The organism is Paenibacillus glucanolyticus, assembly GCF_037333485.1.
Classification (GTDB): Bacteria; Bacillota; Bacilli; order Paenibacillales; family Paenibacillaceae; genus Paenibacillus_AQ; species Paenibacillus_AQ glucanolyticus.
The window spans coordinates 6233911-6258737 of the sequence record NZ_CP147845.1 but is presented as its reverse complement, the minus strand read 5'-3'; the positions used below and the strand labels follow the sequence as shown (position 1 = coordinate 6258737).

The following is a 24827-nucleotide window of genomic DNA, read 5'->3' as shown; positions in this document are numbered from 1 at the left end:
CGGATGGATGCCATAGGAGGCTGACATGCAGGGTACATCAGGATTAAATAGCAGACACCCCTTCAATCTATACTATAACGCCGGTGAGTATATGAAAATCTGCGGAACCCAGGATGGCTATTTCCCGGATTTCGGACACCATGTCGCTAACGAGATGGGCGGTGTATGGCTTCACCCGATCAAGCTGCTGGACGGCTTCTGGCTGAGAATCACGGATATCGACCGCAACATTTCGGTTTGGTCCCGCTCGGACAGCTTCACGAGTGAGCCTTGGGGCAGCCGGTTCCAATACGATCATGGCCTTGGCCATATTCCGGTCCGGCTGGAGCGTGTTCAGTTCGCCCCTGAGCTGGAAAAAGGAATGGTGGCCGATTACCAGCTGCTGTCCTATGGAAAAGGAACCACGCGGCTGAAGCTGGAGCTGCTGGCTCGTACCGATCTTCGTCCCGTTTGGTTCTCCGATGAAATCGGCATTATAGACGGCGAACAGGATGAAGTCATCCTGTCTTCCGAACGAACCGTTGCGGTGAAGGACAGCGCCCATGACTGGTATGTCCAGATCGGTACGGATTTACCGGGGACCGAGGTAGAGACGGGAGCCTCCGTGTACGGGCCGGAGTTTACGGCCGGAAACGGGACGGGTGTCGTCTTCCGGAGCGGAGTGATCGAGCTTCAGGAGAAGGAGACACTGCAATTCCGTTTGTTTGTTGCCGGCTCCTACGAATCTCAGGAGGAGAGTGCAGCGGTATATAACAAGCTTGTCTCTTCGCATGAGGAGCTTCTTCAGGAGAAGAAGGCACTGTATGAAGTAGTGGAGAACCGCGCGAAGCTGGAAATCGCCGGTGAGGATCTGCTGAATGAAGCCTTTAAATGGGCCAAGTGGAACAATCAGTGGCTGGTGCAGAAGGTGGATGGAATTGGACGCGGCTTAACTGCCGGGGGACCTACCTATCCGTGGTGGTTTGGATGCGACAATACGTACTCCCTTCAAGGCGTGCTTGCTATCGGGGATGCACAGCTGGCGAAGGATACGCTGAATCTTCTGCTGCAAAAATCGGAGGAAGCCAACGGCAACGGCAGAATCGTGCATGAGATCACGACCATGGGCGCCGTATCGAACCCGGGGAATACCCAGGAGACGGCTCATTATATCGCTTTTGTATGGGAGCTGTTCCGCTGGACGGGAGATGAAGAGCTGCTGCAGCGCCATTACCGCTATTGCGTGAAGGGTATCGATTGGCTTCTGCAAGAAATGGATCCGGACGGGGACCTGTTCCCTTCGGGTTATGGCATCATTGAGATTGCAGGCCTTAACATGGAACTGATCGACAGTGCGGTGTATACCGCGCAGGCTCTGCAGGCCATGGTGGACATGAGCAGGTATCTGGGCGAGGAAGAGAACGCGAAGAAGTATAATGAGCTTGCAGACCGGGCAGTACGCGCCATTAACGAAGTGTACTGGTGCGAGTCGGAAGGTTTGTACGCAGATGCGGTTGCTTCGAGAAGCGATATAGAACCGAAGGTCGATTATATGGTTTCCCTGGCGGAGAGGGAAGGGATTCAGGGATATCGCAAGTACCTGGAGAAGATGTTAACGGAAGCCAAAGATGCGAAGGCTGACCGTGGATGGCTGCTTAACAAGAACTGGGTCATCGTGACGCCGATGGAGACCCGAATCGCCGATCCGGAGAAGGCCGAGCGGGCGCTTGAAACTATGCGTTCCGACATCTTCATTGGAGAGTACGGCACCTATCTTGCAGGGATCTATAAGCAAGGCACCATGACGATCTCGACGGGTGTTCATGCGGTAGCGGAAGCGGCCAACGGCCATCCGGACGAGGCGCTGGCACTGCTGCGCAGAATGCTGGGGTCCTTCTCGAAAGTGCTCCCGGGCTCTTTTTCCGAGATGTCCCCGGATTACGGCTGCGTGGTACAGGCATGGACGCTGTATGCCCTCACGGTTCCGGTTATCCGCCACTTCTTCGGCGTGACGCCAAGTGCGCATGCGAAGACGGTCCATATCAAGCCTCAGCTTCCAACCTCCTGGTCGGATCGTGAGTGCAGCTTGAGCAGTCTCAAGATAGGTGAAGCCGCGCTGGATATCTCTATTGCACCGCAGCAAGCGGGAGCTGGACGGATCGTGACCGTTCGCAATCCTCAGGGCTGGAACATTGTCATTGAGCTGGACGGTCAACGCCTTGAGAGCACAGATACATTTATCAACTGGGCAGTGGAAGCAGCAGAGGTTCAGGCGTAAGTTACCATAGAATGTCCGTCCATGAGCGGTTTTGCCCGGATGGATGCAGATACACATTATAGAAGGGATCCCTTATACCGTGTAAAACGGATGAGGGATCTTTTTCGTTCCCCTCAAATGGAAAGTCCTCTCCGAAATCTGTGATAAACTCGTTATTTCCAACTACAGAACTTATAGAGGCGATTCAAAGACTAACAGACATGGTTCGGGACAACACTCAGATTCGGGGTTTGTGTGGGACGGGATGAACCGGCTGGGTGAGGGAGGGATTGACTAGGAACTGGAATTCACTCATTGCTGGCAACGAGCGGCATGATGCTGACTAAAGCGGGTGCCGTACTGGAAATATGGCGTGGAAAATAAATAAAAGAGCAATATAATCAGTGTTCTTTTATTGCATTTATTTCCTTATTAACCAAATCGAGGTGGATGTCATATGACAATATTGATGACAACGCACACTATTGGTGTCACCGGACCTTGCATTATATTTAGGAGACATAAGGCGCCTAGCTTTGGATACGAAACATGATTTCAATCGATGGATAACAAGTAAGGTCATAGCGAGTACATTGGGGTGATGTATGACTATTAATCTGAAAATAGAAGACGTTTGTATTCAGCTAGGAATTGACATCCATAAATTCAAACTGGAAGAGGCTCCTCAAGAGAAGAAAAAACCCGAAAGCACTTCCCCTGACCCTGAGTAATCTGCACGATGCGGCACGAATACTTGGTAAACACCTTACATCACGCCAAAAACGGATCAATGTCACATGACAATTTGATGACAGCACTCACTATTTGTCGAACGACCCTTCCATTATATTAAATGATATGTGTTCGGTACAACGATGAAAAACATCATTAATACATAGAAAGAGGTGTTTGTTTCGGAAGATGGGGGAACTAATGGAAGGTATGCTTGGCAGTAATATGCAAGGCCATGAAAACAGACCTTCTGACAGGAGGTCTGTTTTCACCATTCGTTTTGTCCATTACGGGATGAATCTTTTGATTTCATAGTGCAGGGAAGTGCTGCTACATTATTCATCTGATATAGAGCAGCAAGTCGATCAGCGTGCTCTACTTGGAGAACAAGCTGTCACGAAGCGTATTTACACCACAGCGGCTGGATGTACTGAAGCTGCTGGGCTCGCAATGCGCCATCTCGATTGCTAATGCTAGTTATATACCGGAATCCAATATTTGAAGGAGAATCTGGAGCAGCAAGTGGAGGAGAGAACGCGAAGCCTGGAGCGCTCGATGCGGGAAACATCCGCTGCATTGGCAGAGGCCTCTGTCTATGAGGAGCGGAATCGCATTGCTCAAGAAATTCATGATATTGTTGGGCACACGCTTACGTCGACAATTCTGCAGATTGAAGCCGGAAAGAGGCTGCTCTATAAGGACATGCAGGGCGGTGTTCAGCGGCTGAATGAGGCACAGGATCTGGTTCGGCACAGCCTGAATGAAATACGGGGCTCCGTGCACATGTTGAAGGAGGACAAGTATGCAGACCTTGCCAACATGCTCCACGAGCTGATCCGGGACACGGAGCGAAATACGGGCGTCATCATTCATGCGGCTATCCACGATCTGCCCGAGTGGCTATCCACGGCTTACAAGAAGACGATCTATCATGCGCTGCAGGAGGGCTTGACTAACGGAATCCGTCATGGGGGAAGCAAGGAATTTCATTTTAGCCTGATGCCTGTGGGAGATAGGCTGGAGTTCAGGCTTCAGGATTATGGCATTGGAGCTCGCATGATTGTGATGGGTTTTGGACTGAAAGCGATGAGAGAACGTGTTGAACAACTGGGAGGCAGCTTGTCGGTCGATTCCAGACCTGGACAGGGTTGTATGCTGCGGATTGATTTGCCTTACCAAATGCAATGGATTGGGGAAAAGGAATGGAAAAAATCACGATTGTAGTTGCTGATGACCAGCTGTTAACACGGGAAGGCCTTCGGACGATTCTGGATCTGGAAGATGACATGGAGGTGGTCGGTGCAGCCAAGAACGGAGAAGAAGCTTGCGAAATGGTGGAGACACTCCGTCCCAGGCTCGTGCTGCTCGATATTCAAATGCCCGTCATGGACGGCATTCAAGCCCTGAAGCACATTAAGCAGAGCCATCCGGATATTTATATTCTCATTCTGACTACGTTTATTGAGACGGATTACATTGTAGAAGGAATGGCGCATGGAGCGAACGGTTATATGTTGAAGGATATGGATGCAGATAAAATGATTGCCTCGATCCGTGATACGGTCGCGGGCCAATTTATCCTTCCTGCTCCGGTTGCAGCCAAATTGGCGGCAAGGATGAGCAAAATGACGGAGGGCCATCCTGTGATGCGGAGAAACCGGCTGGATCGAATCCGATTGACCGAAAGGGAAGAGGGATTGGCAAGACTGATGGTCCAGGGGCTGAACAACCGGGAAATCGCAGATATGCTGCACATCGCCGAAGGTACTGCCCGTAATTATATTAGTAATCTCTACAGCAAATTGGAAGTGGTGGATCGGGCACAGGCGATCGTCCGGCTGCAAGCGATGCTGTAATAATCGAGTGGTGATGAATAATGGTAAATGGTAGCCCGATGGACTTTCAATTTGAGAGTGTGTCGGGTTTTTTTGGCGATAGTTTCTTTACTTCATCCTGGAAATGTTAGTAAGTTATCATTCAATATGAAAATTAATTTTATAATAAATTTAGATTGGTCTGAGCGCTTGTCATTATTTCTCGGGAAATAGCGATTGCTGGCGGAATGTCCGAAATATATAGTAGTTTCAGCAGCTTAAAAAGGAGAAACACACGCTTAGCGTATTGGAGCTAAAAGCCTGGTTTGCTAGTCTTTGTCATGGGTCTGATGAAATGCAAGCCGCAGGGAGCCTAGGCTCCCTGCGGCTTTGGTGATATTCATCCACTATGTACATTGCTATTGATCCACTTCAATCTCGCTCAACTGAAGGGCTCTTGTATGCTTTGTTGGATTCCAGTTGACGTTCTTCATGGTGATGAGTGACCAAAGAAATAGCGGTACGTAAGTCAGATTGAAGAAGTACAGGTACACATAGCTTCGGAAAATGCCGACTTTATTCTTCGAATCGAGGAACTGAGCGTATCCTACGTAAATGAATTGGAACAACAAGCATATCACCCATACTTGCCAAGGAATCAAATGATGAGCATCTAATAAGTCGGTAGCCATAGATATGAACACAAGCAGACTTGTGGTTGCACTTAATACAATTTTTCCAGGATTAATCAGGTACATCAAACCATCAAAGGCTTTAAAGTCCAGTCTGGTGACGAATCGCCACATTAATCTGTGAGCGTATTTGAAGCAGACATCCCAGTGCCCTCTTGCCCAACGGAGACGTTGAATGCAGGAGGATCTGAAACTCTCCGGCTTCTCATCGTACACGCGTGCAAAATGACACCACCTAGCGGGTACGCCTTCAAGCAAGCACTGCATCGTAAACTCAAGATCCTCCGTTAAGGAACGAGCAGTCCAGCCGATCGTTTGGAATAGGGTCGTATCTACGCAGAACCCCGTTCCGCCGATGGCATTTCCTAAGCCTAACCGGGACTTGGCAAGCTGCCAGGAGCGGTTCATGAAAATGTAGCTTACGGAGTAGCCTATGGTCACCCAGTTGTCATTCGGATTCTTGGAATCCAGGTAACATTGTATTAATTTATCCCCGTTCAACAAGTGGTTATTCATTTCCCTTAAATAGTTTAACGAAACGAGGTTGTCAGCATCAAAGAAAGCGATACCGTCAAACTCATGGATTAACCGATCTCCATACTGCTCAATCGCATATTTGATTCCATATGGTTTTCCCTTTTGCTCTCCTGGCAGGTATGTATGTTCAATAACGGTTGCACCGAGTTTTCTAGCGATTTCACTTGTTCTATCCTTGCATCCATCAGCAATAACACACACTTCATAGAGATCCCTCGGGTAATCCATGTTGTGAAGATTCTCTACCAGGTGTCCAATTACCGCTTCTTCGTTGTGCGCTGGAACCAAAAGAAGGAATCGTTTCTCAGGCTCATGTTCTTTCAGTCTCTTCGGTTTGCCAAAGCCAAAGAGACTGATAAGCATCCAATAGGCCCAGAAGAACAGCAGGAGGTACTGAATTAAGGTTAATCCAACACCAAATACATACTCAAAATTCATGACTTGCTCCACCTTTTTTTACTGGAATTTTCTGATACCCATCAAGTTGATATCGATAATGTCGTTTTCAGAACACTCTCAATTCGTAAACCTGGGGCAAGGGAATAAAAAAGGCAACCTCGTTCGCCCGCAAGAGGCTAAGAGATTGCCTTGTGGTCAACCTATTCAAACTTGATAAGACCCGTTGTATGGAGCAGCACCAGAAGTACAAGCACTGGCGCAATATAACGGAGCATGAACAGCCATACCCGGAACCAGCCAGCCTTCAGACCAGCGGCATCGGCAGCCCTCTTCCAGAAATAACCCGCGAAGATCGTCGTAATTAATCCCCCGACAGGAAGCAGGATATTAGCTGTGATGAAATCCAGCCAATCAAAGAAGCTTTTGCCGCCTATATTGGTTAGTCCTGGTAAGATGCCGAATGATAGCGCGGAGGGAAGACCAGCCAGCATAACCAACGCACCGATGATCATGACGGATTTGGTCCGTCCCCAACCCCAGCGGTCCATGACGTAAGAGGTAGGCACCTCCAGCAGGGATACAGAGGAGGTCAGTGCGGCAATAGCTAGAAGGACAAAGAATAACCCTCCGAAAAAAGCACCCAATGGCATGGCCGAGAAGGCAGCCGGCAGTGCAATAAAGACAAGCGAAGGTCCGGAATCCGGCTCGATACCGAAGGAAGCGGTAGTCGGGAAAATAATGAGACCCGCAATAAACGCATAGATCAGGTCACCTGCACCGATGGCAAGGGTTGCCGGACCTAGCGATTGCCGCTTATCCACGTAAGCTCCATACGTCAGCAGAATCCCCATACCCAGCGATAGCGAGAAGAAGGCATGTCCTAACGCGACCAGTGCCGCTTCCGGACTCAGCTTCGAGAAGTCAGGATTCAGGAAGAAGGATACGCCTTCCCCGGCTCCCGGCAAGGTCACCGCCCGAATCATCAACACAACCAGGAGAATGATAAGGCCAGGGATCAGCACCTTGTTGAATTTCTCAATGCCTCCGGAGATGCCTTTTGCCACGACCCATGCTGTGATTGCAATAGCAACCACCTGCCATACAATCGGCATGTAGCCCTCCGTAAATGAGCTGAACTGACCACCGAAGTCCGTATTGCTGTACAGGCTGCCGCTAAAGGACATCACTGCGTAATGAAGCGTCCAGCCAGCCACGATAACGTAGAAAGTCAGAATGAGAAACGGAGCAATAACCTGGAGCAGTCCCAGACGCCCGAAAGCTTTGGGACCGCCGGCTTTCACGAAGGAAGTGGCTGCACTTCCCCGGCCGGCTCGTCCGATGGCGAGCTCTGCCAGCAGAACAGGCAAACCAATGACGATGAGACAGATGATGAAGAGCAGGAAGAAAGCTGCCCCGCCATTTTCGCCTGTAATATAGGGGAACTTCCACATATTACCGAGACCGACAGAGCTCCCGATCGCGGCCAGAATAAAACCAGCTGAAGAAAAACGGTCGTTTTTCCCCGTTGCCGGGATGTTTTGCGTAGATTTCATAGACGGTCCCCCAGTAGTTTAGAGTTAAGTTCTTCTATTATATTGCAAGTTCACCAGAAAGGAATAAGTAATTTTTCCTAAGGGATAAAGGACCTGTTTGTTAGTATGCTGCGAAAACCAAGTTTTCACTACTAACATTAACCACGAATGGCAAATGAATAAACCCGAAATATAAAGTTTGAGCCAGGACAGCGCTGTCGATCAAGGAATCGGGCGACTATGAAGTGGGAGTGGGAAAGGGGGAGAGTATTGACAAATGCCTTAAAATATTATATCTTTATATTAAGATATAATACGAAATGAATTCAACGGAAAAGAGGCGATATTCATGATTCAAAGCTTAATCCGGATTAATCAATTGGCCCAAAAACAGCGGGAGGGCACACTCACGTCAGCGGAAAAAGACGAGCAACAGGTCCTGCGCCAAGAATATTTGCTTGAGATTCGCGGACAAGTACTCAGCACCTTCTCGGGATTAAGCATCGTGGATCCCGCCGGAAACGATGTAACGCCCGAGAAGCTTCGTGATAAGCAGAAGCAGTTAAAAGATAATTGAACTGCGGCAGCTGGTTTTTTGAAAGAAGGACTACTGGCTGTGAGTTATCAATCCGAAGTGTTATTGCGTACTTTTAGCCCCTTAAAGACTTTTATATCCTAAGATAACAGCTCCCGCAGGTTCACTGAACTTGCGGGAGTTTTTGGTGTGGCTCCGATATAATACATACAGCATGGGTGTAACCTTTTGAAAGCCCCGGACATCTAATCATTGAAATCATCCAACATAAATCTGGTTAACGAAGATGCTCTGAAGGGAGGTTATGCTTTGGAATTGGAGCAAGATTCAGAGATTAAACTCGCCAAGAATGGAAATCATGAGGCATTTATTAATCTGATTAAACCGTTAGAATTGCAAATGTACAGCATAGCGAAGGCCATTCTCCGACACGATGAGGATTGTGCAGATGCCATGCAGGAAGCCATATTGAAAGCTTATAAATCGCTCCCGAGTTTAAGGCAACCGTCCTTCTTCAAAACATGGCTGTTTCGCATCCTGATCAATGAATGCAACACTATCATCCGAAGAAGAAGCAGCATGATTCCCTTGTTAAACCTGGATGAAGCCCAATATGATGCACCAAACCCGGAGGTTAGGATCGATCTGCGCGAAGCCGTGTACAGACTGAAGGAGGTGTCTCGCACCATCATTATCCTGCATTATTTTCGGGATTTACCTTTACGACAGATTGCGGAAATGCTCGATTTGAACGAAGGTGCTGTTAAGACGCGTCTTCACCGGGCTCGGGTTACATTATCAGAATGGCTTACCAATCATAAAGAAGGGGAGGTTAACGTATGAACCATGACCTTAATCACGAACTTGAACAGGCGAAGGATGAAGCAGGGGAAGTTCAGCAGTTGCCGGATACGATCCGTATGCGTTTAGACCATACTTATCGGATTATAGAGAATAGTCCTCCTGTTCGAAAAAAGCGATATTGGACTGGTTTGTTGGTGGCTGTGGCGGCGTCGGGGTTACTGATTATCGGATCGGGTTTCATCTCCCCGGTCATGGCCGAAGCTATAAAAAACATACCGGTTTTAGGTAGCATTTTTCTGAATGACGGGGATGAAGGGTTAAAAACAGCTAGCCGACAGGGCATGATAACGGAAGTTCAACAGAGTGTTGCCCATGATGGGATTACGATAAGCATATCAGAATTGATGTATGACGGAAGTCGTATTTCAATGGTATTGACCCGGCAGACCATCGATGGCAAGAATGAATCGTTTGGTCAATTAGGCAGTAAGGCCAGTCAGCGCGGGGACGTGAATGGGGTCCAATTTTACGTGGATGGGGAGGAACTGGGGAATTACGGTTACAGCATTACAGGAGTAGGGGATGGCGCGCCGAATTCGGATATCGTGACCTTGTCGCCAGAGGGACTGCCCGACGAGTTCACATTAGAGGTCGTTATTCGAGGCATCAGCGTATCGGAGCCGTTTAGATTCAGCATTCCGGTGAAAAATAGCGCTGCGGATCGTGCGGTCCTTAAATCGGAGGAGCCTAAAATACATGACAATATCCATATGGAGATCAGGAGCTTTAAAATTACCCCTGCCACAATGCAAATGATAGTTAGCATCACGGGTAAGCCAGGCCAGGATCTTAAGGAGTTCATTGAATCTGTTCCTGATCAATATAAAGTGGAAGATTTCATAAATATTGATTATGAGGTGATGAACGAGAAGGGGGAAATAGCCAAATCCCTTGGTGCCATGGGCAGCGGCTCCGGCAGCCATCTTACATTCACGTTCATGTACGAACCGTTCCCAACCAAACCGAAATCCATCACGGTCAGACCTTATGTGTATAGTTCAGAGCATAAAAAAAAATATATACCTGAACTGGAATTCAACCTGCCTGTTGAAGAATAAACATGTCTAATACGGAGTTAAAATGCACGGGAAAAAGAGCGAGTCAGGAGGGGAATGCCCCACTAACTCGCTCTTCTTCATGATCAGCATACGCCTAATCATCCAAACCGCTCGGTTTTATACCATTTGGACTCTCTGCCCGTGATCTTGTCCCTCATCATGGAGACAAAGGCTTTGATGGATATAACCAGAAACAGCTGGGCGTAGGTGAAATACGATACGCAGGATAGAATGAAGTTGCGTGTGTTGCTCTGACCAATGTCCGTGGCGAGCGCCAGGTTGATCTGGAGGACGTAGATATAATACATTAACGCCCATGCAATGATCAGGTACATGTACACGTCCCCCTCAAACCGGAAGGGAGAGACCACAGCCGGATTAAACAGCGCGATGATCTGGTACACGATGTTTGCGACGAAGATGATATCCGAGATGATGATGGCAATCATGAACCAGAAGTAGCTGGCCGCGTAATACAGCACGTGCAGCTTGATCCGCCAGCTTGTCCGGTCAAACAGGTGATGAATATTATCGGTAACCACGCTGTAGTTTCCTTTGGCCCAGCGTTCGCGCTGCTTCATGTAGACCTTCAGATCCTCGGGCTCCTGCTGATAAGCCTCAGCTTGCGGAGCCAGCGCAATCAGCTGTCCTCGTGTCAGAATCTCGAACGATATAGCGGTATCCTCTGTAATCGCATGTTCGTCCCATCCGCCGATTTCCCGGATCAGCCCAGTCTTCACGATAAAGTTCGTGCCCGGAATGGTACCCAGCTTAAAAAGCTGCCATAGACCGGTATGGTGCACGCGCTGAATGGTAACCAGCTCCAGATTGATGCAGCGGGACAGAAAATTCTGTCCGCGATTTCGCGCTTTGTTGCGTCCGAAGACCGCACCATAGCGTTCAGGCTCCTCCATCGCCTTCTGCGTCAGGAACAGCAGCGCATTCTTCTCAGGCGCGGCATCCGCATCATAGACACAGATCCATTCGCCTGTGGCCTGCTTGAGCGCATCGTTCAAGGCCCCCGACTTGCCGCCGGTTCCGGTTCTCTCCAAGATGATAAAGTTGCGGTCCCGGTAGCGCTCATTGGCTTTTAATGCGCGTAAGCGCTCGGCCGTATGATCTTTGCAATTGTCGGCAATGACAATCAGCTGCATTTTGTGATGAGGGTAATTCATCTGCAGAATGTGCTCGACCGTTGCTTGGATGACCAGCTCCTCGTTATGCGCGGGCACCATAACCGTTACGGTTGGGAAATCCTCCAGATTGCTGGGGTTGACCAGCTTCTGACGGCTTTGTTTATGAATGAACAGAATCGCGCCGGCCATAATAATGATGGATTCCAGAACGGCAACCCATATACTGATGATCGAGATGACCAGCAAAAAGTCAGTCACTGAACCTCCCCCGATCGTACTTTCGTTTGATTTTTGACCGGAAGCTTAAGGTCGCCACCGTAAGAAGAAGGATGGAAATGAAGAAAACGATACTGACCCCGATGCATAGAGGGATAAACCAGCTGGTGTACGCCATCGGATCGTAGGCCTCCTTATAATCATGTTGTAAACGGGTTAAATATACTCCCCGATCAGGTCGGTTTCCGTATTTCGTTCTAATGCGGAGATAATGTCATCGATGTTTTCGTACCTGCTGAATTGTTCCTTCTGGAATACGAGGCCACCGGCGCGAACCACCAGCTTGAGCGACATTCCTTTTTTATCGCGGAAGGGCACGTTCATCATGGCGATTTTGATGCGTTCCATCAAGCTTTTGAGGTACTCTGGCTTGGTGAGGGGGCACAGGATGATAAAACGCCCTTCACCAATGGAGAATTTATAGTCCTCGTAGCGAATCTGCTTCTGAATGGTGCGGGATAACTCCATAATCAGTTTGGCAAAGCGGTGTGAGCCGACGGATTCCCTGGTTAAGGGGAGAAAATCGAGTTTGAACATCACGATGCAAAATCCGTATTGATCCGAATACCGATTGGCCAAATTGGCTTGTTTCATTAGTGTGTCCTCGAATGCATCTTTACTTCCCAGGGAAGTGTCAATATCGATATCCGGGTTGGTTTTTCTTAATTGCTCCAGACGTTTAATAAACCTCCGGCTTCGGACAAGGGCCAGCTTGATGAGAATCGCAACAGCGGTATTGGCGGGCAGGAGCAGAATCCAGGACAGCGTGAGTGCATTGACGGGTGCCAAGGTGGATAGCCATACAAAATAAGTGACAAGAAACACAAAGACCGTAACCGTCGAAACCCCTACCGGAAGAAAAAAACCGATCAACAGGGCGGCAAGGGTGCCAATGCTGAACATGAATTCCGTGAAAGTAAACGTTTGGTTTACGTAAATGTTCCAGTAAATCATCAGTTGCTGGACCATGGCAAGAGCAATCAGCAGGAAATATCCGAGTTCAACGCGGCGTAAGGGGGTGGAGTTTTTCATATCTAACCTACTTTCTAAGCTCATAAACCTGTACGCTGTGATGAGTCATCACATATGTTATTTAAAAATTACCCAAATGTCGATAGATTTATCGATGGTTGTCACAATGTACATATTGGATAATGGTCCCTCGCCTCCACTGACCTTGAAATTCTCTGACAAACTGGCCCCTTTCATGGATCAGGGAATACGCATAGAGTAGGGTTTAAGTTTTCGTATACTATATAGAAAAGGTGACGCTATATGCAAAAAGAGGGGACTGACTGCGATATTATCCGAAGATCATCTTGTGTTCACTCGATCGCGGCGGATTATTACAGATAAGGTTTGCATCCACATGTGAGCCAAACTACTCCGATGAAGAACGTCAAGATGTCACAGATCGCGGCGTTCATCTGTCATGTTGGTATTGGTGTTCATGCCATAATATACAGAGTGAGAAGGTGTGCCTTATGTTATTGGATCAGATCTATGCGCAGTACAAGCCGATGATGTTTGGCCTTGCTTACCGGATGCTGGGAAATGCAGCGGATGCGGAGGACATCGTGCAGGATGTTTTTTCACATTTTATGGGGCTGGACCGGGGAGACATTGTGAACGAGAAGGCCTATTTGGCAAAAATGACAACCAACCGCTGTATCAATCTGCTGAAATCCTCCAGACGGCAGCGCGAAACGTATACAGGTCCCTGGCTGCCGGAGCCGATGCCTGACTATGATATGCTGACACGTGCCGATCCTGCGGAACGCCGCGAGAATATTGGGTATGCGTACCTTGTGCTGCTACAGCGATTAACGCCGCTGGAGCGAGCCATTTATATCGCCAAGGAAACGCTGGGCCTCGAATATGAGGACATAGCGGAAATGCTGGGAAAGACGGAGGTAAGCTGCCGCAAGACCTTCAGCCGGGCGCGGCAGAAGATGGGGCCTGCCCGCGAGGATCCAGCCGGCGCTGGACCCCGGACAGAAATGCAGGAACGCTTCGTTGAAGCGTTCCTGCGAGCGTCCGATATGGGCCAATTTAAGCCGCTGCTTTCATTGCTGAAAGAAGAGGTTACCCTGCTCTCGGATGGAGGTGGCAAGACCAGGGCAGCCCTCAATCCGATATTGGGTGTGAAACGGGTATGTGCTTTTTTCGAAGGATTGTACGCCAAGGGCTCATTCCGGGAGGGGTTTGAACCCGTTTCCGTCAACGGAGAGCCCGGTTTGCTGCTGAGACGGAATGGCAGGGTTTCCATGGTGCTTACAGTCGATTGGGAGCCCGACCTATCCCGGATCCGCCAGATTTTTCTGGTGGTCAATCCCGACAAATTGCGGCTGTTTAATCAAAACAGCCCGGGAACAGGCCCGTAGCAACGCCGATCCGGTTCCAGGCATTAATCGTTGTGATCGCCATAATTAAATCGACGTATTGCTTCTCGTCAAAATGCTTCCGCACACGTTCGTACACCTCGGCGGGAACCCCTGCCTCAGACAGCTTGGTCACATATTCCGTCAATTCGATGACCGCACGCTCCGCTTCGGAGTAAATCGGAACCTCTCGCCACATCGGCAGCAGAAGCAGCCGATCCACGCTCTCACCCATGGCCAGCAGATCCTTGGAATGCATATCTGCACAGAAGGAGCAGCCGTTGATCTGGGATGCGCGGAGTTTAATGATCTCGTACAGTTTGTGATCCAGCCCGTTCTTTTGCACGGCTTGTTCAAGGGCTAGCAGCGTCTTGAAGGCATCGGGATTGGCCGTTCGGTAATTCATTCGCAGTTCCATGTTCAGTTCCCCTTTACGGTATAAAATTTGATGTTCAACCATATGACAGTTCACCGGGCAGGATTGTGACGTGGATTATAAGAAAAAAAAGAAACCCCTTTGGAGTCAAGAACGAGCCCCCGGGGCAAAGCACTTCTTCACAGAATCGCCTTTCGCTGCGGGGTACGGCTCAAGTCCATCTAAGCGGGTTTCTTTGTCTTGTTATTTTCTCATCGATAACGTGTGCTATATAGGTTATTGCCCAGCCTTAAGTGGAACGCGCAGCGCGTCGTTTCGATTGTGGGTTGTGTAGTTCGAAATGTAAATATCGAGCTCAGTCTGATCGAAATTCTCATACACGTCCATATGTTTATTGCTCTCATTGCCAAGCATCCCGATCATGGCCGGCATCCCATAGCTCCGGTCTTTACCATCCAAATAATAGGTTTGATTGATACCGCCAAACGCCGGATCGGAGCTCAAGGATTCCACATAGAGATGATTCTCCTTCATGTAGTAGGTCCATGTGATCGGATACCCCGCGATAGTGGTGGTCAAGCTTTGATGTTCCGCTGAGATGCCGGTCAGTTTGATCGGATTCTTGTCGCCGGCAAATTCGTCGACACGGTGCTTGGCGATCAAGGACACAGGTTGTTTAGTAAGAGAGGCTGCATCCAGTCCGGTCATTTCAAACCGCAGCTCCGTTTGGTTGGATGAACCGGACTTATACCATATACCTCCGTTGAGCAGTGTCCCGCCAACATCCAGCTGATAATCCATATAAGGAACGCGGGTGTACTTCTCTTTGTGGGTCAAGATCAATCGCACTTGCGTTGGCGTGACAATCATTTCATGAATCTTCGTTCCGCCAGGCACCTGATCCAGCGGGATATTCAGAGTCTCCTTAAATGATCCGTTTTCTAATTGTTTTTTGGACAGGGCCAAATTCAAGCTCCATGTGCCTTCAGCGGTTCCTAGCGTGCGGTCGTAAGCCAGCTGGAACTGGACACCCTGAGCGCGTATGGAGTTCGACTTGAATATTTGTTGACTCAAGTATTCTCCAGAAGCACCAGGTGTCCCGAAGACAGGGGTCTCGGCTTCCTTAATAGGCTCGTTCTTGTCATTAAGGGCTTGAATCCGCACCCAGCTTCGGTGCCTCATCTCAGGATCCGTGAACGTAATGGCTGATTTCAGGAGCATATTTCCACCGGATTGATCGAAAGACTGCAGGGTCATACTGCCAATACCGTCCTTCTGAACCTGGAACTCCTGCGTATTGGGGTTGTTCGGGTCGAAGCTGATGGAATGCATCCCGTCACCCGTAAAGCGGATATTATCCAGTGAAAATTCAACGTCAGCCGTCTTCCCATCCGCAACCCAATCGGTCTCAAAATAACCCTGGAATACACCAAGCTCCTCATTCCACTGGTGGGAATAATTACCTTCAATGGGGTTGCCCATGTGATCCTTCATCCCGATATGATCAAACCCTGCTTGCACTCCCATCCGTGATGATCCGGGATCCAGACTGTAGAGCAGGAAAGTCCGGTTGTCATCGATAAACGCCGTGTGCACGGTTAAGGTTACGCCATCCTTCGTAACGGATTGCTCAATCGTCTGACCAAGGCCCTGCTCCAGGGCGTTTGTGATACCTGCTCGATAGGAGAGCAGGCTGGACCAATCGTAGGACAGGGCTGCATATACCGGCGTAGCCATCAATGCAACGGATATCCCTGCCACGATGGCGATTTGCTTTCGCTTTCGAGGGCGAAGTGCAGCCGTATCACGGGCTGCGACCCGCAGCTCATCCTGTTGAATACTGCTCCACATCCGGTCAAAATCCGGGTAGGGCGTGGTCTTCTCTGCTTTCATTTGTTCTTTCAGATTGTTCTCAATGCGTTCCATATTGTTTCTCTCCCTTCAACCAAATGCTGTGATTTTGTTCGAGTTTTTTACGCATGATTTTCAGTGCTTTGTGAAGCCTTGATTTAACTGTTCCTACAGGAATCTTCAGGGTTTCGGCGATTTCCGTCATCGACAGCTCGCCGATGTAGCGGAGCGTAATGACGGCCATCAGCTTGTCCGGAAGCTGATTCAGCAGTTTCTCCCATTCGGCTGTTGCCGCTTTTTCCAATACGATGGTGTCTACGGATTTAACCGATGCGGTGGTCTGCTCGTGAAGCCATTGAACCTGGCTTTGTTTTTCCCGCTGTGTCTGATTCCTTCTAAGTAAATTCAGGCAGTGGTTCATCGTGATACGCATGATCCAGGCGCGTGTATGCTCAACGTTTCTCCATTCCTGACGAAATACGGTGACAAACACGTCGTGGCAGAGATCTTCCGCATCCTGTGCGTTCCGCAGCATGTAGTAGCAGGTGCGGTACACGTCCTTGTTATAAGCATCGAATAACTCGCGTTCCGTCAATCCAAGGCACTCCTTTCTTCGCGTTATGTTATATAAACAAATGACCGTTGCAAAGGGTTCATATTTTTTGAATTGCTTCTATGGATACAGAATTATTTCATTCTAACAAAAAAGAACACCTGCCCCCTTATAAAAAAGAGGATCAGATGTTCTTTAGATATCAGCCGATAACTATGTCATGTTAGCAGGACTGGTTATATGCATGCTGGGTGAATTACCGCTACCATTTTTTACAGTCTATGTTATACGGAACCAACTGATCTGTACCTCGCCGGTGAAGGCAAGAAATACGTTGTGCCTTCCCGCTAATCCTGTCAGAGGAGCCTTGACGGTTGTCCAGGCTTGGCGTCCTCCGGTAGGAGGGACCCTGCAGCTCCCGGCCTCGGGACCGTCGGGGCTGCCTGTTCTTACGATGACTTCGCCGCCCTTGATGTGTCCGCTCACCCTGGCCTCAAATGCGGTGAAGGCTTCATCGAAGCTCACGTCATGGAAAGCGATCCATCCCGAATCACCAGCCATACGTATGCTTTCGCCGCCTTCACGGCATTCGTCTATGAAGACATTTTGATAGTCATCATAATTCACGGCTCGAACGGGCTCCAGCAGGGAACGTGGTGGAATGGTTTCACCTGCGATTTGAAGAACGGCCGTCTCAGCTACTTGACCGGAGGACGGTCCGACCATGAGGGTGTAGCTGCCGCTCTCCACACAGTAGCGATCACGGGTGACATCCCAGAAGGCCAGGTCCCCCCGCTTTAAGCTCAAAGCTTACCGTTTCCGAAGCGTTTGGCTGGAGGTGAATGCGGGGGAAGCCTTTCAGGGTTTTGAGAGGTCGGATGACACGAGAGGAATCAGCCTTTACGTACAGCTGAACGACCTCATCGCCGGGCAGATGACCTTCATTCTTCACAACCAGCGTGACGGTCACTTGGCCATCGGCCCGGATGTTCGATTGGCTTAACGCCAGGCCGCTATAGCTGAAGTGGGAGTAGCTGAGACCGTGACCGAACGGGTACAACACATTCCCCTCGAAATATTGATAGGTCCGTTTTCCTTTGATGATGTCGTAATCCATTATATCCGGAAGCTGCTCGCTGGATTGGTACCACGTCATATTCAAGCGTCCACCCGGATTGTAATCCCCGTACAGCACGTCGGCGACCGCATACCCCAGCTCCTGACCGGCATGGGACGTAAAGACGATGGACGGCACATGCTCCTGCTCCCAGTTCACGGCAAACGGGTACCCGCCGACGATGACGACTACCGTATTCGGATTGGCTGCATGCACCGCCCGAATTAAAGCTTGCTGATTTACTTCCCAGGACTTCATGATGGCAGTACCGCCAGGCTGAGTTTCGAAGCGGAATGCTTCTGTCAGACGACCTTCTTGAACGATAAAACGATTAAACTCAAAATGGTTAACATCTGTCTTTGCATCTATAATTGCATTCATCTCTTGCAGAGCTGTTGCCACTGCTGCTGTTACCGCTGAAGCGTAAGCTGTTTCACAAGCAATTTTCATAAACCATCACTCAATGCCCAAAACAATCTCCTTGTTCACTTTGTTAAGGATTGATTAAAGAGCCTGTAAAAGTTATTCCGCCTACTGCCGTACCGGTTCCCACTAACATTACAGCAATTAATGAATACGTGACATTTCCAGTCCCTGGTGTTGTATCTACGTGGTTAACGTTTGTTGTTGCAAACGCACTATTGGCTGCAGCATGGGCATTCGTACTGAAGATAACAGTTGCTCCACGAAGAATCTGTAACTGAATAGAAGAGGTTCCTGCAGTCGCCTCCCAACCAACTATTCCTGTTAACCATACCCTGCTCCCTGCAGGAATGGACGTAACGGTAATTGTTTTAAGCGTTGTCGGTGCTGCAGTTAGCAAAATTGCAGAGCTCCCAGAGGTGTTAGGAGTATTCACGGATACTTGAAATTGCTGGAATACTCCTGTAGCTCCCGTTGCACCTGTGGCTCCGGTTACGCCAGTCGCCCCGGTAACGCCCGTGGCGCCGGTTGTGCCCGTAGCTCCGGTAACGCCAGTCGCTCCCGTTGCACCAGTGACCCCGGTAACGCCCGTGGCTCCGGTAACGCCCGTGGCCCCGGTAACGCCCGTGGCCCCGGTAACGCCCGTGGCCCCGGTAACGCCAGTCGCTCCAGTAGCACCTGTGGCTCCCGATATGCCCGTAGCTCCCGTTACGCCCGTGGCTCCAGTAGCACCTGTGGCTCCGGCTACGCCCGTGGCTCCGGTTATGCCCGTGGCTCCGGTTATGCCCGTGGCTCCGGTTATGCCCGTGGCTCCGGTTACGCCAGTGGCCCCGATTGTGCCCGTAGCCCCCGTTACGCCTGTAGCTCCCGTTGCACCAGTGACCCCGGTAACGCCCGTGGCTCCCGTAACGCCCGTGGCTCCGGTAACGCCAGTCGCTCCCGTTGCACCAGTGGCTCCCGATATGCCCGTAGCTCCCGTAACGCCCGTGGCTCCAGTAGCACCTGTGGCTCCCGTTACGCCTGTAGCTCCCGTTGCACCAGTGGCCCCGATTGTGCCCGTAGCTCCCGTTGCACCAGTGACCCCGGTAACTCCGGTAACGCCCGTGGCCCCGGTAACGCCAGTCGCTCCAGTTGCACCTGTAGCTCCCGATATGCCCGTAGCTCCAGTTACGCCAGTCACTCCAGTTGCACCTGTGACTCCGGTAACGCCCGTGGCTCCCGTTACGCCCGTAGCTCCCGTTACGCCCGTGACTCCGGTAACGCCAGTGGCTCCGGTAACGCCCGTGGCTCCGGTAACGCCCGTGGCTCCCGTAACGCCCGTGGCTCCGGTAACGCCCGTGGCTCCGGTAACGCCCGTGGCTCCGGATGTGCCCGTAGCTCCCGTTACGCCAGTGGCTCCAGTAGCACCTGTGGCCCCGGCTACGCCAGTCGCTCCAGTTGCACCTGTGGCTCCCGATATGCCCGTAGCTCCAGTTACGCCAGTCACTCCAGTTGCACCTGTGACTCCGGTAACGCCCGTGGCTCCCGTAACGCCCGTAGCTCCCGTAACGCCAGTAGCCCCGGTAACGCCCGTGACTCCGGTAACGCCCGTGGCTCCCGTTACGCCCGTAGCTCCCGTTACGCCCGTGGCGCCGGTTGCACCTGTGACTCCGGTAACGCCAGTCGCTCCCGTTGCACCAGTGGCTCCGGTAACGCCCGTGGCCCCGATTGTGCCCGTAGCCCCGGTTGCGCCCGTGGCGCCGGTTATGCCCGTGGCTCCGGTTGTACCCGTGGCGCCGGTTGTGCCCGTAGCTCCGGTAACGCCCGTGGCTCCGGTTATGCCCGTGGCCCCGGTTACGCCAGTCACTCCAGTTGCACCTGTGACTCCGGTAACGCCCGTGGCTCCCGTTACGCCCGTAGCTCCCGTTACGCCCGTGACTCCGGTAACGCCCGTGGCTCCGGTAACGCCCGTGGCTCCGGTAACGCCCGTGGCTCCGGTAACGCCCGTGGCTCCCGTAACGCCCGTGGCTCCCGTAACGCCCGTGGCTCCCGTAACGCCCGTGGCTCCGGTAACGCCCGTGGCTCCGGATGTGCCCGTAGCTCCCGTTACGCCTGTGGCTCCAGTAGCACCTGTGGCCCCGGCTACGCCAGTCGCTCCAGTTGCACCTGTGGCTCCCGATATGCCCGTAGCTCCAGTTACGCCAGTCACTCCAGTTGCACCTGTGACTCCGGTAACGCCCGTGGCTCCCGTTACGCCCGTAGCTCCCGTTACGCCCGTGACTCCGGTAACGCCCGTGGCTCCGGTAACGCCCGTGGCTCCGGTAACGCCCGTGGCTCCGGTAACGCCCGTGGCTCCCGTAACGCCCGTGGCTCCCGTAACGCCCGTGGCTCCGGTAACGCCCGTGGCTCCGGATGTGCCCGTAGCTCCCGTTACGCCTGTGGCTCCAGTAGCACCTGTGGCCCCGGCTACGCCAGTCGCTCCAGTTGCACCTGTGGCTCCCGATATGCCCGTAGCTCCAGTTACGCCAGTCACTCCAGTTGCACCTGTGACTCCGGTAACGCCCGTGGCTCCGGTAACGCCCGTGGCCCCGGTAACGCCAGTCGCTCCAGTTGCACCTGTGGCTCCCGATATGCCCGTAGCTCCAGTTACGCCAGTCACTCCAGTTGCACCTGTGACTCCGGTAACGCCCGTGGCTCCCGTTGCGCCCGTGGCGCCGGTTATGCCCGTGACTCCAGTTGCACCAGTGGCTCCGGTAACGCCCGTGGCTCCCGTTACGCCCGTGCCTCCCGTTGCACCAGTAGCCCCGGTAACGCCCGTGGCTCCGGTAACGCCCGTGGCCCCGGTTACGCCAGTCGCTCCCGTTACGCCCGTGACTCCAGTTGCACCCGTGGCTCCGGTTACGCCCGTGGCTCCGGTTATGCCCGTGGCTCCGGTTATGCCCGTGGCTCCGGTTATGCCCGTGGCGCCGGTTGTGCCCGTAGCTCCGGTAACGCCCGTGGCTCCGGTAACGCCAGTAGCCCCGGTAACGCCCGTGGCCCCGGTAACGCCAGTCGCTCCAGTTGCACCTGTAGCTCCCGATATGCCCGTAGCTCCAGTTACGCCAGTCACTCCAGTTGCACCTGTGACTCCGGTAACGCCCGTGGCTCCCGTAACGCCCGTAGCTCCCGTTACGCCCGTGACTCCGGTAACGCCGGTGGCTCCGGTAACGCCCGTGGCTCCGGTAACGCCCGTGGCTCCCGTAACGCCCGTGGCTCCCGTAACGCCCGTGGCTCCGGTAACGCCCGTGGCTCCGGATGTGCCCGTAGCTCCCGTTACGCCAGTGGCTCCAGTAGCACCTGTGGCCCCGGCTACGCCAGTCGCTCCAGTTGCACCTGTGGCTCCCGATATGCCCGTAGCTCCAGTTACGCCAGTCACTCCAGTTGCACCTGTGACTCCGGTAACGCCCGTGGCTCCCGTAACGCCCGTAGCTCCCGTAACGCCAGTAGCCCCGGTAACGCCCGTGACTCCGGTAACGCCCGTGGCTCCCGTTACGCCCGTAGCTCCCGTTACGCCCGTGGCGCCGGTTGCACCTGTGACTCCGGTAACGCCAGTCGCTCCCGTTGCACCAGTGGCTCCGGTAACGCCCGTGGCCCCGATTGTGCCCGTAGCCCCGGTTGCGCCCGTGGCGCCGGTTATGCCCGTGGCTCCGGTTGTACCCGTGGCGCCGGTTGTGCCCGTAGCTCCGGTAACGCCCGTGGCTCCGGTTATGCCCGTGGCCCCGGTTACGCCAGTCACTCCAGTTGCACCTGTGACTCCGGTAACGCCCGTGGCTCCCGTTACGCCCGTAGCTCCCGTTACGCCCGTGACTCCGGTAACGCCCGTGGCTCCGGTAACGCCCGTGGCTCCGGTAACGCCCGTGGCTCCGGTAACGCCCGTGGCTCCCGTAACGCCCGTGGCTCCCGTAACGCCCGTGGCTCCCGTAACGCCCGTGGCTCCGGTAACGCCCGTGGCTCCGGATGTGCCCGTAGCTCCCGTTACGCCTGTGGCTCCAGTAGCACCTGTGGCCCCGGCTACGCCAGTCGCTCCAGTTGCACCTGTGGCTCCCGATATGCCCGTAGCTCCAGTTACGCCAGTCACTCCAGTTGCACCTGTGACTCCGGTAACGCCCGTGGCTCCCGTTACGCCCGTAGCTCCCGTTACGCCCGTGACTCCGGTAACGCCCGTGGCTCCGGTAACGCCCGTGGCTCCGGTAACGCCCGTGGCTCCGGTAACGCCCGTGGCTCCCGTAACGCCCGTGGCTCCCGTAACGCCCGTGGCTCCGGTAACGCCCGTGGCTCCGGATGTGCCCGTAGCTCCCGTTACGCCTGTGGCTCCAGTAGCACCTGTGGCCCCGGCTACGCCAGTCGCTCCAGTTGCACCTGTGGCTCCCGATATGCCCGTAGCTCCAGTTACGCCAGTCACTCCAGTTGCACCTGTGACTCCGGTAACGCCCGTGGCTCCGGTAACGCCCGTGGCCCCGGTAACGCCAGTCGCTCCAGTTGCACCTGTGGCTCCCGATATGCCCGTAGCTCCAGTTACGCCAGTCACTCCAGTTGCACCTGTGACTCCGGTAACGCCCGTGGCTCCCGTTGCGCCCGTGGCGCCGGTTATGCCCGTGACTCCAGTTGCACCAGTGGCTCCGGTAACGCCCGTGGCTCCCGTTACGCCCGTGCCTCCCGTTGCACCAGTAGCCCCGGTAACGCCCGTGGCTCCGGTAACGCCCGTGGCCCCGGTTACGCCAGTCGCTCCCGTTACGCCCGTGACTCCAGTTGCACCCGTGGCTCCGGTTACGCCCGTGGCTCCGGTTATGCCCGTGGCTCCGGTTATGCCCGTGGCTCCGGTTATGCCCGTGGCGCCGGTTGTGCCCGTAGCTCCGGTAACGCCCGTGGCTCCGGTAACGCCAGTAGCCCCGGTAACGCCCGTGGCCCCGGTAACGCCAGTCGCTCCAGTTGCACCTGTAGCTCCCGATATGCCCGTAGCTCCAGTTACGCCAGTCACTCCAGTTGCACCTGTGACTCCGGTAACGCCCGTGGCTCCCGTTACGCCCGTAGCTCCCGTTACGCCCGTGACTCCGGTAACGCCGGTGGCTCCGGTAACGCCCGTGGCTCCGGTAACGCCCGTGGCTCCCGTAACGCCCGTGGCTCCCGTAACGCCCGTGGCTCCGGTAACGCCCGTGGCTCCGGATGTGCCCGTAGCTCCCGTTACGCCTGTGGCTCCAGTAGCACCTGTGGCCCCGGCTACGCCAGTCGCTCCAGTTGCACCTGTGACTCCGGTAACGCCCGTGGCTCCCGTAACGCCCGTAGCTCCCGTTACGCCAGTAGCCCCGGTAACGCCCGTGGCCCCGGTAACGCCCGTGGCTCCGGTAACGCCCGTGGCCCCGGTAACGCCAGTCGCTCCAGTTGCACCTGTGGCTCCGGTTGAGCCCGTAGCTCCCGTTACGCCCGTGGCCCCAATTGTGCCCGCAGCTCCCGTTGCACCTGTAGGCCCGGTTATACCCGTGGCTCCGGTAACGCCCGCGGCTCCGGTAACGCCAGTCGCGCCGGTTGCCCCGGTTATGCCCGTATCTCCTCTTGCTGCGAGTAGCATATAATCTGGAGACATTCCGGGTAAACCTTCGGGATCGGCAACATTCGTCAAATAAGTACTTCCATTAAACGTAATCACCTGGTCCGCTGGATAACTATTACTTAATGCAGGATCAAATGGAATTACTCCATTGAGTCCGACACCTGCTTCTGCAATCAAGGAATAATCTGGCGATTCTGATGGTATCCCTATAGGTGAAGAAACGTTTGCAATATAGGTGCTTCCGTTATAAGTGACCACTTGTCCTTGGGAATACAGTCCACTTGTAGCAGGATCAAAGAGAACAATCCCGCTGAGTCCAATGCCTGTCGCACCTGTCGCACCTCTAGTACCTTGTGCCCCAGTTGAACCTATTCCCTCCTGCTGACCGCTTATACCTGTAGGTCCCGTTGCTCCGATGGCTCCAGGAAAACCGATTGGTCCTCTAATGTATTTTTTATTGCGAACAAGATTGCATTGTTTTCTTTTATTTGAAAACCTCCTTTTTCTTATTGCTTTATCCCTATTTCTTTTAAAAACTGCATGCCTTCGGTTTTGATACAACGCACGCTTCAAATTCCGAATCAACCTACGATTAAGTTTGATTTTTTTCTGAATCAGCCTGATATTCGGCCATGTGCGCCGGATTGCTTTGATTTTTTTCAGACTTTTCTCACCTCCACGCTTTTAACATCTTACTTGTAATATGTATGAGGTGACTCATCGACATTTGATAAATTCTATATTTGTAC

At 52.7% G+C, this 24827-nt stretch carries 18 protein-coding genes; 8 read left to right on the top strand and 10 right to left on the bottom strand.

Annotation, left to right across the window (positions count from 1 at the left end; all coding sequences use genetic code 11):
* Positions 1-25: 25 nt before the first annotated feature.
* From WDY75_RS28830 to WDY75_RS28815, 4 genes are all read left to right on the top strand, one after another.
* Positions 26-2257 carry a family 78 glycoside hydrolase catalytic domain gene (locus WDY75_RS28830; protein WP_063478369.1) on the top strand — a complete coding sequence of 744 codons (2232 nt, stop codon included), beginning with the start codon at positions 26-28 and terminating at the stop codon, positions 2255-2257.
* Positions 2258-3338: 1081 nt separating this feature from the next.
* The gene (locus WDY75_RS28825; RefSeq protein ID WP_338841472.1) at positions 3339-3470 is read left to right on the top strand and encodes a GAF domain-containing protein; all 132 of its coding nucleotides are present in this window, start codon (positions 3339-3341) and stop codon (positions 3468-3470) included.
* Entirely contained in the window at positions 3467-4192 is a 726-nt protein-coding gene (locus WDY75_RS28820; RefSeq protein ID WP_063478370.1) for a sensor histidine kinase, read from the top strand. The genes WDY75_RS28825 and WDY75_RS28820 overlap by 4 nt, the downstream gene beginning before the upstream one ends.
* Positions 4171-4824: a response regulator gene (locus WDY75_RS28815; RefSeq protein ID WP_063478371.1), complete on the top strand. Its 654-nt coding sequence runs from the start codon at positions 4171-4173 to the stop codon at positions 4822-4824. The genes WDY75_RS28820 and WDY75_RS28815 overlap by 22 nt, the downstream gene beginning before the upstream one ends.
* A gap of 377 nt (positions 4825-5201) precedes the next feature.
* Here WDY75_RS28815 and WDY75_RS28810 read toward each other — a convergent pair whose 3' ends face one another.
* Positions 5202-6449, bottom strand: a complete 1248-nt coding sequence (locus tag WDY75_RS28810; RefSeq protein ID WP_006207745.1) for a glycosyltransferase family 2 protein — start codon at positions 6447-6449, stop codon at positions 5202-5204.
* A gap of 161 nt (positions 6450-6610) precedes the next feature.
* Positions 6611-7963, bottom strand: a complete 1353-nt coding sequence (locus WDY75_RS28805; protein ID WP_063478372.1) for a sodium-dependent transporter — start codon at positions 7961-7963, stop codon at positions 6611-6613.
* A 328-nt stretch (positions 7964-8291) separates the two neighbouring features.
* On the opposite strand from WDY75_RS28805, the gene WDY75_RS28800 reads away from it, so the two are divergent.
* The 3 genes from WDY75_RS28800 (at position 8292) to WDY75_RS28790 (ending at position 10399) form a co-directional block, all read left to right on the top strand.
* Positions 8292-8519 carry a DUF896 domain-containing protein gene (locus tag WDY75_RS28800; protein WP_063478373.1) on the top strand — a complete coding sequence of 76 codons (228 nt, stop codon included), beginning with the start codon at positions 8292-8294 and terminating at the stop codon, positions 8517-8519.
* 267 nt (positions 8520-8786) lie between these two features.
* Positions 8787-9320: a sigma-70 family RNA polymerase sigma factor gene (locus WDY75_RS28795; protein WP_006207748.1), complete on the top strand. Its 534-nt coding sequence runs from the start codon at positions 8787-8789 to the stop codon at positions 9318-9320.
* A complete protein-coding gene (locus WDY75_RS28790; RefSeq protein WP_063478374.1) occupies positions 9317-10399 on the top strand; it encodes a DUF4179 domain-containing protein in 1083 nt (360 codons plus the stop codon). Before WDY75_RS28795 ends, WDY75_RS28790 begins: the two co-directional genes overlap by 4 nt.
* A gap of 98 nt (positions 10400-10497) precedes the next feature.
* On the opposite strand, the gene WDY75_RS28785 is transcribed toward WDY75_RS28790, so the two are convergent.
* Both WDY75_RS28785 and WDY75_RS28780 read right to left on the bottom strand, forming a co-directional pair.
* On the bottom strand, positions 10498-11793 hold the full coding sequence (locus WDY75_RS28785) for a glycosyltransferase family 2 protein (protein WP_006207750.1): 1296 nt from the start codon (positions 11791-11793) through the stop codon (positions 10498-10500).
* A 174-nt stretch (positions 11794-11967) separates the two neighbouring features.
* Entirely contained in the window at positions 11968-12843 is an 876-nt protein-coding gene (locus tag WDY75_RS28780) for a GGDEF domain-containing protein (RefSeq protein WP_006207752.1), read from the bottom strand.
* 452 nt (positions 12844-13295) lie between these two features.
* Here WDY75_RS28780 and WDY75_RS28775 point away from each other — a divergent pair, with 452 nt between their 5' ends.
* Complete coding sequence (locus tag WDY75_RS28775; RefSeq protein WP_063478375.1) at positions 13296-14195, top strand: sigma-70 family RNA polymerase sigma factor; 900 nt, start codon at positions 13296-13298, stop codon at positions 14193-14195.
* Here the strand turns inward: WDY75_RS28775 and WDY75_RS28770 are convergent.
* The 6 genes from WDY75_RS28770 to WDY75_RS28745 all read right to left on the bottom strand — a co-directional run bounded on the left by WDY75_RS28770 (position 14164) and on the right by WDY75_RS28745 (position 24147).
* Positions 14164-14610: a carboxymuconolactone decarboxylase family protein gene (locus WDY75_RS28770; RefSeq protein ID WP_006207754.1), complete on the bottom strand. Its 447-nt coding sequence runs from the start codon at positions 14608-14610 to the stop codon at positions 14164-14166. The genes WDY75_RS28775 and WDY75_RS28770 overlap by 32 nt on opposite strands.
* Before the next feature lie 234 nt (positions 14611-14844).
* Positions 14845-16494, bottom strand: coding sequence for a DUF4179 domain-containing protein (locus WDY75_RS28765; RefSeq protein ID WP_063478376.1), 1650 nt, complete (start codon positions 16492-16494; stop codon positions 14845-14847).
* On the bottom strand, positions 16481-17014 hold the full coding sequence (locus tag WDY75_RS28760; protein ID WP_036636487.1) for an RNA polymerase sigma factor: 534 nt from the start codon (positions 17012-17014) through the stop codon (positions 16481-16483). Before WDY75_RS28760 ends, WDY75_RS28765 begins: the two co-directional genes overlap by 14 nt.
* A gap of 237 nt (positions 17015-17251) precedes the next feature.
* Positions 17252-17779 carry a carbohydrate-binding protein gene (locus WDY75_RS28755; RefSeq protein WP_231887979.1) on the bottom strand — a complete coding sequence of 176 codons (528 nt, stop codon included), beginning with the start codon at positions 17777-17779 and terminating at the stop codon, positions 17252-17254.
* Positions 17733-18539 carry a glycoside hydrolase family 3 C-terminal domain-containing protein gene (locus tag WDY75_RS28750; protein WP_231887980.1) on the bottom strand — a complete coding sequence of 269 codons (807 nt, stop codon included), beginning with the start codon at positions 18537-18539 and terminating at the stop codon, positions 17733-17735. The genes WDY75_RS28755 and WDY75_RS28750 overlap by 47 nt, the downstream gene beginning before the upstream one ends.
* Before the next feature lie 43 nt (positions 18540-18582).
* Positions 18583-24147, bottom strand: a complete 5565-nt coding sequence (locus WDY75_RS28745; protein WP_409348312.1) for a hypothetical protein — start codon at positions 24145-24147, stop codon at positions 18583-18585.
* Between the last annotated feature and the right edge of the window lie 680 nt (positions 24148-24827).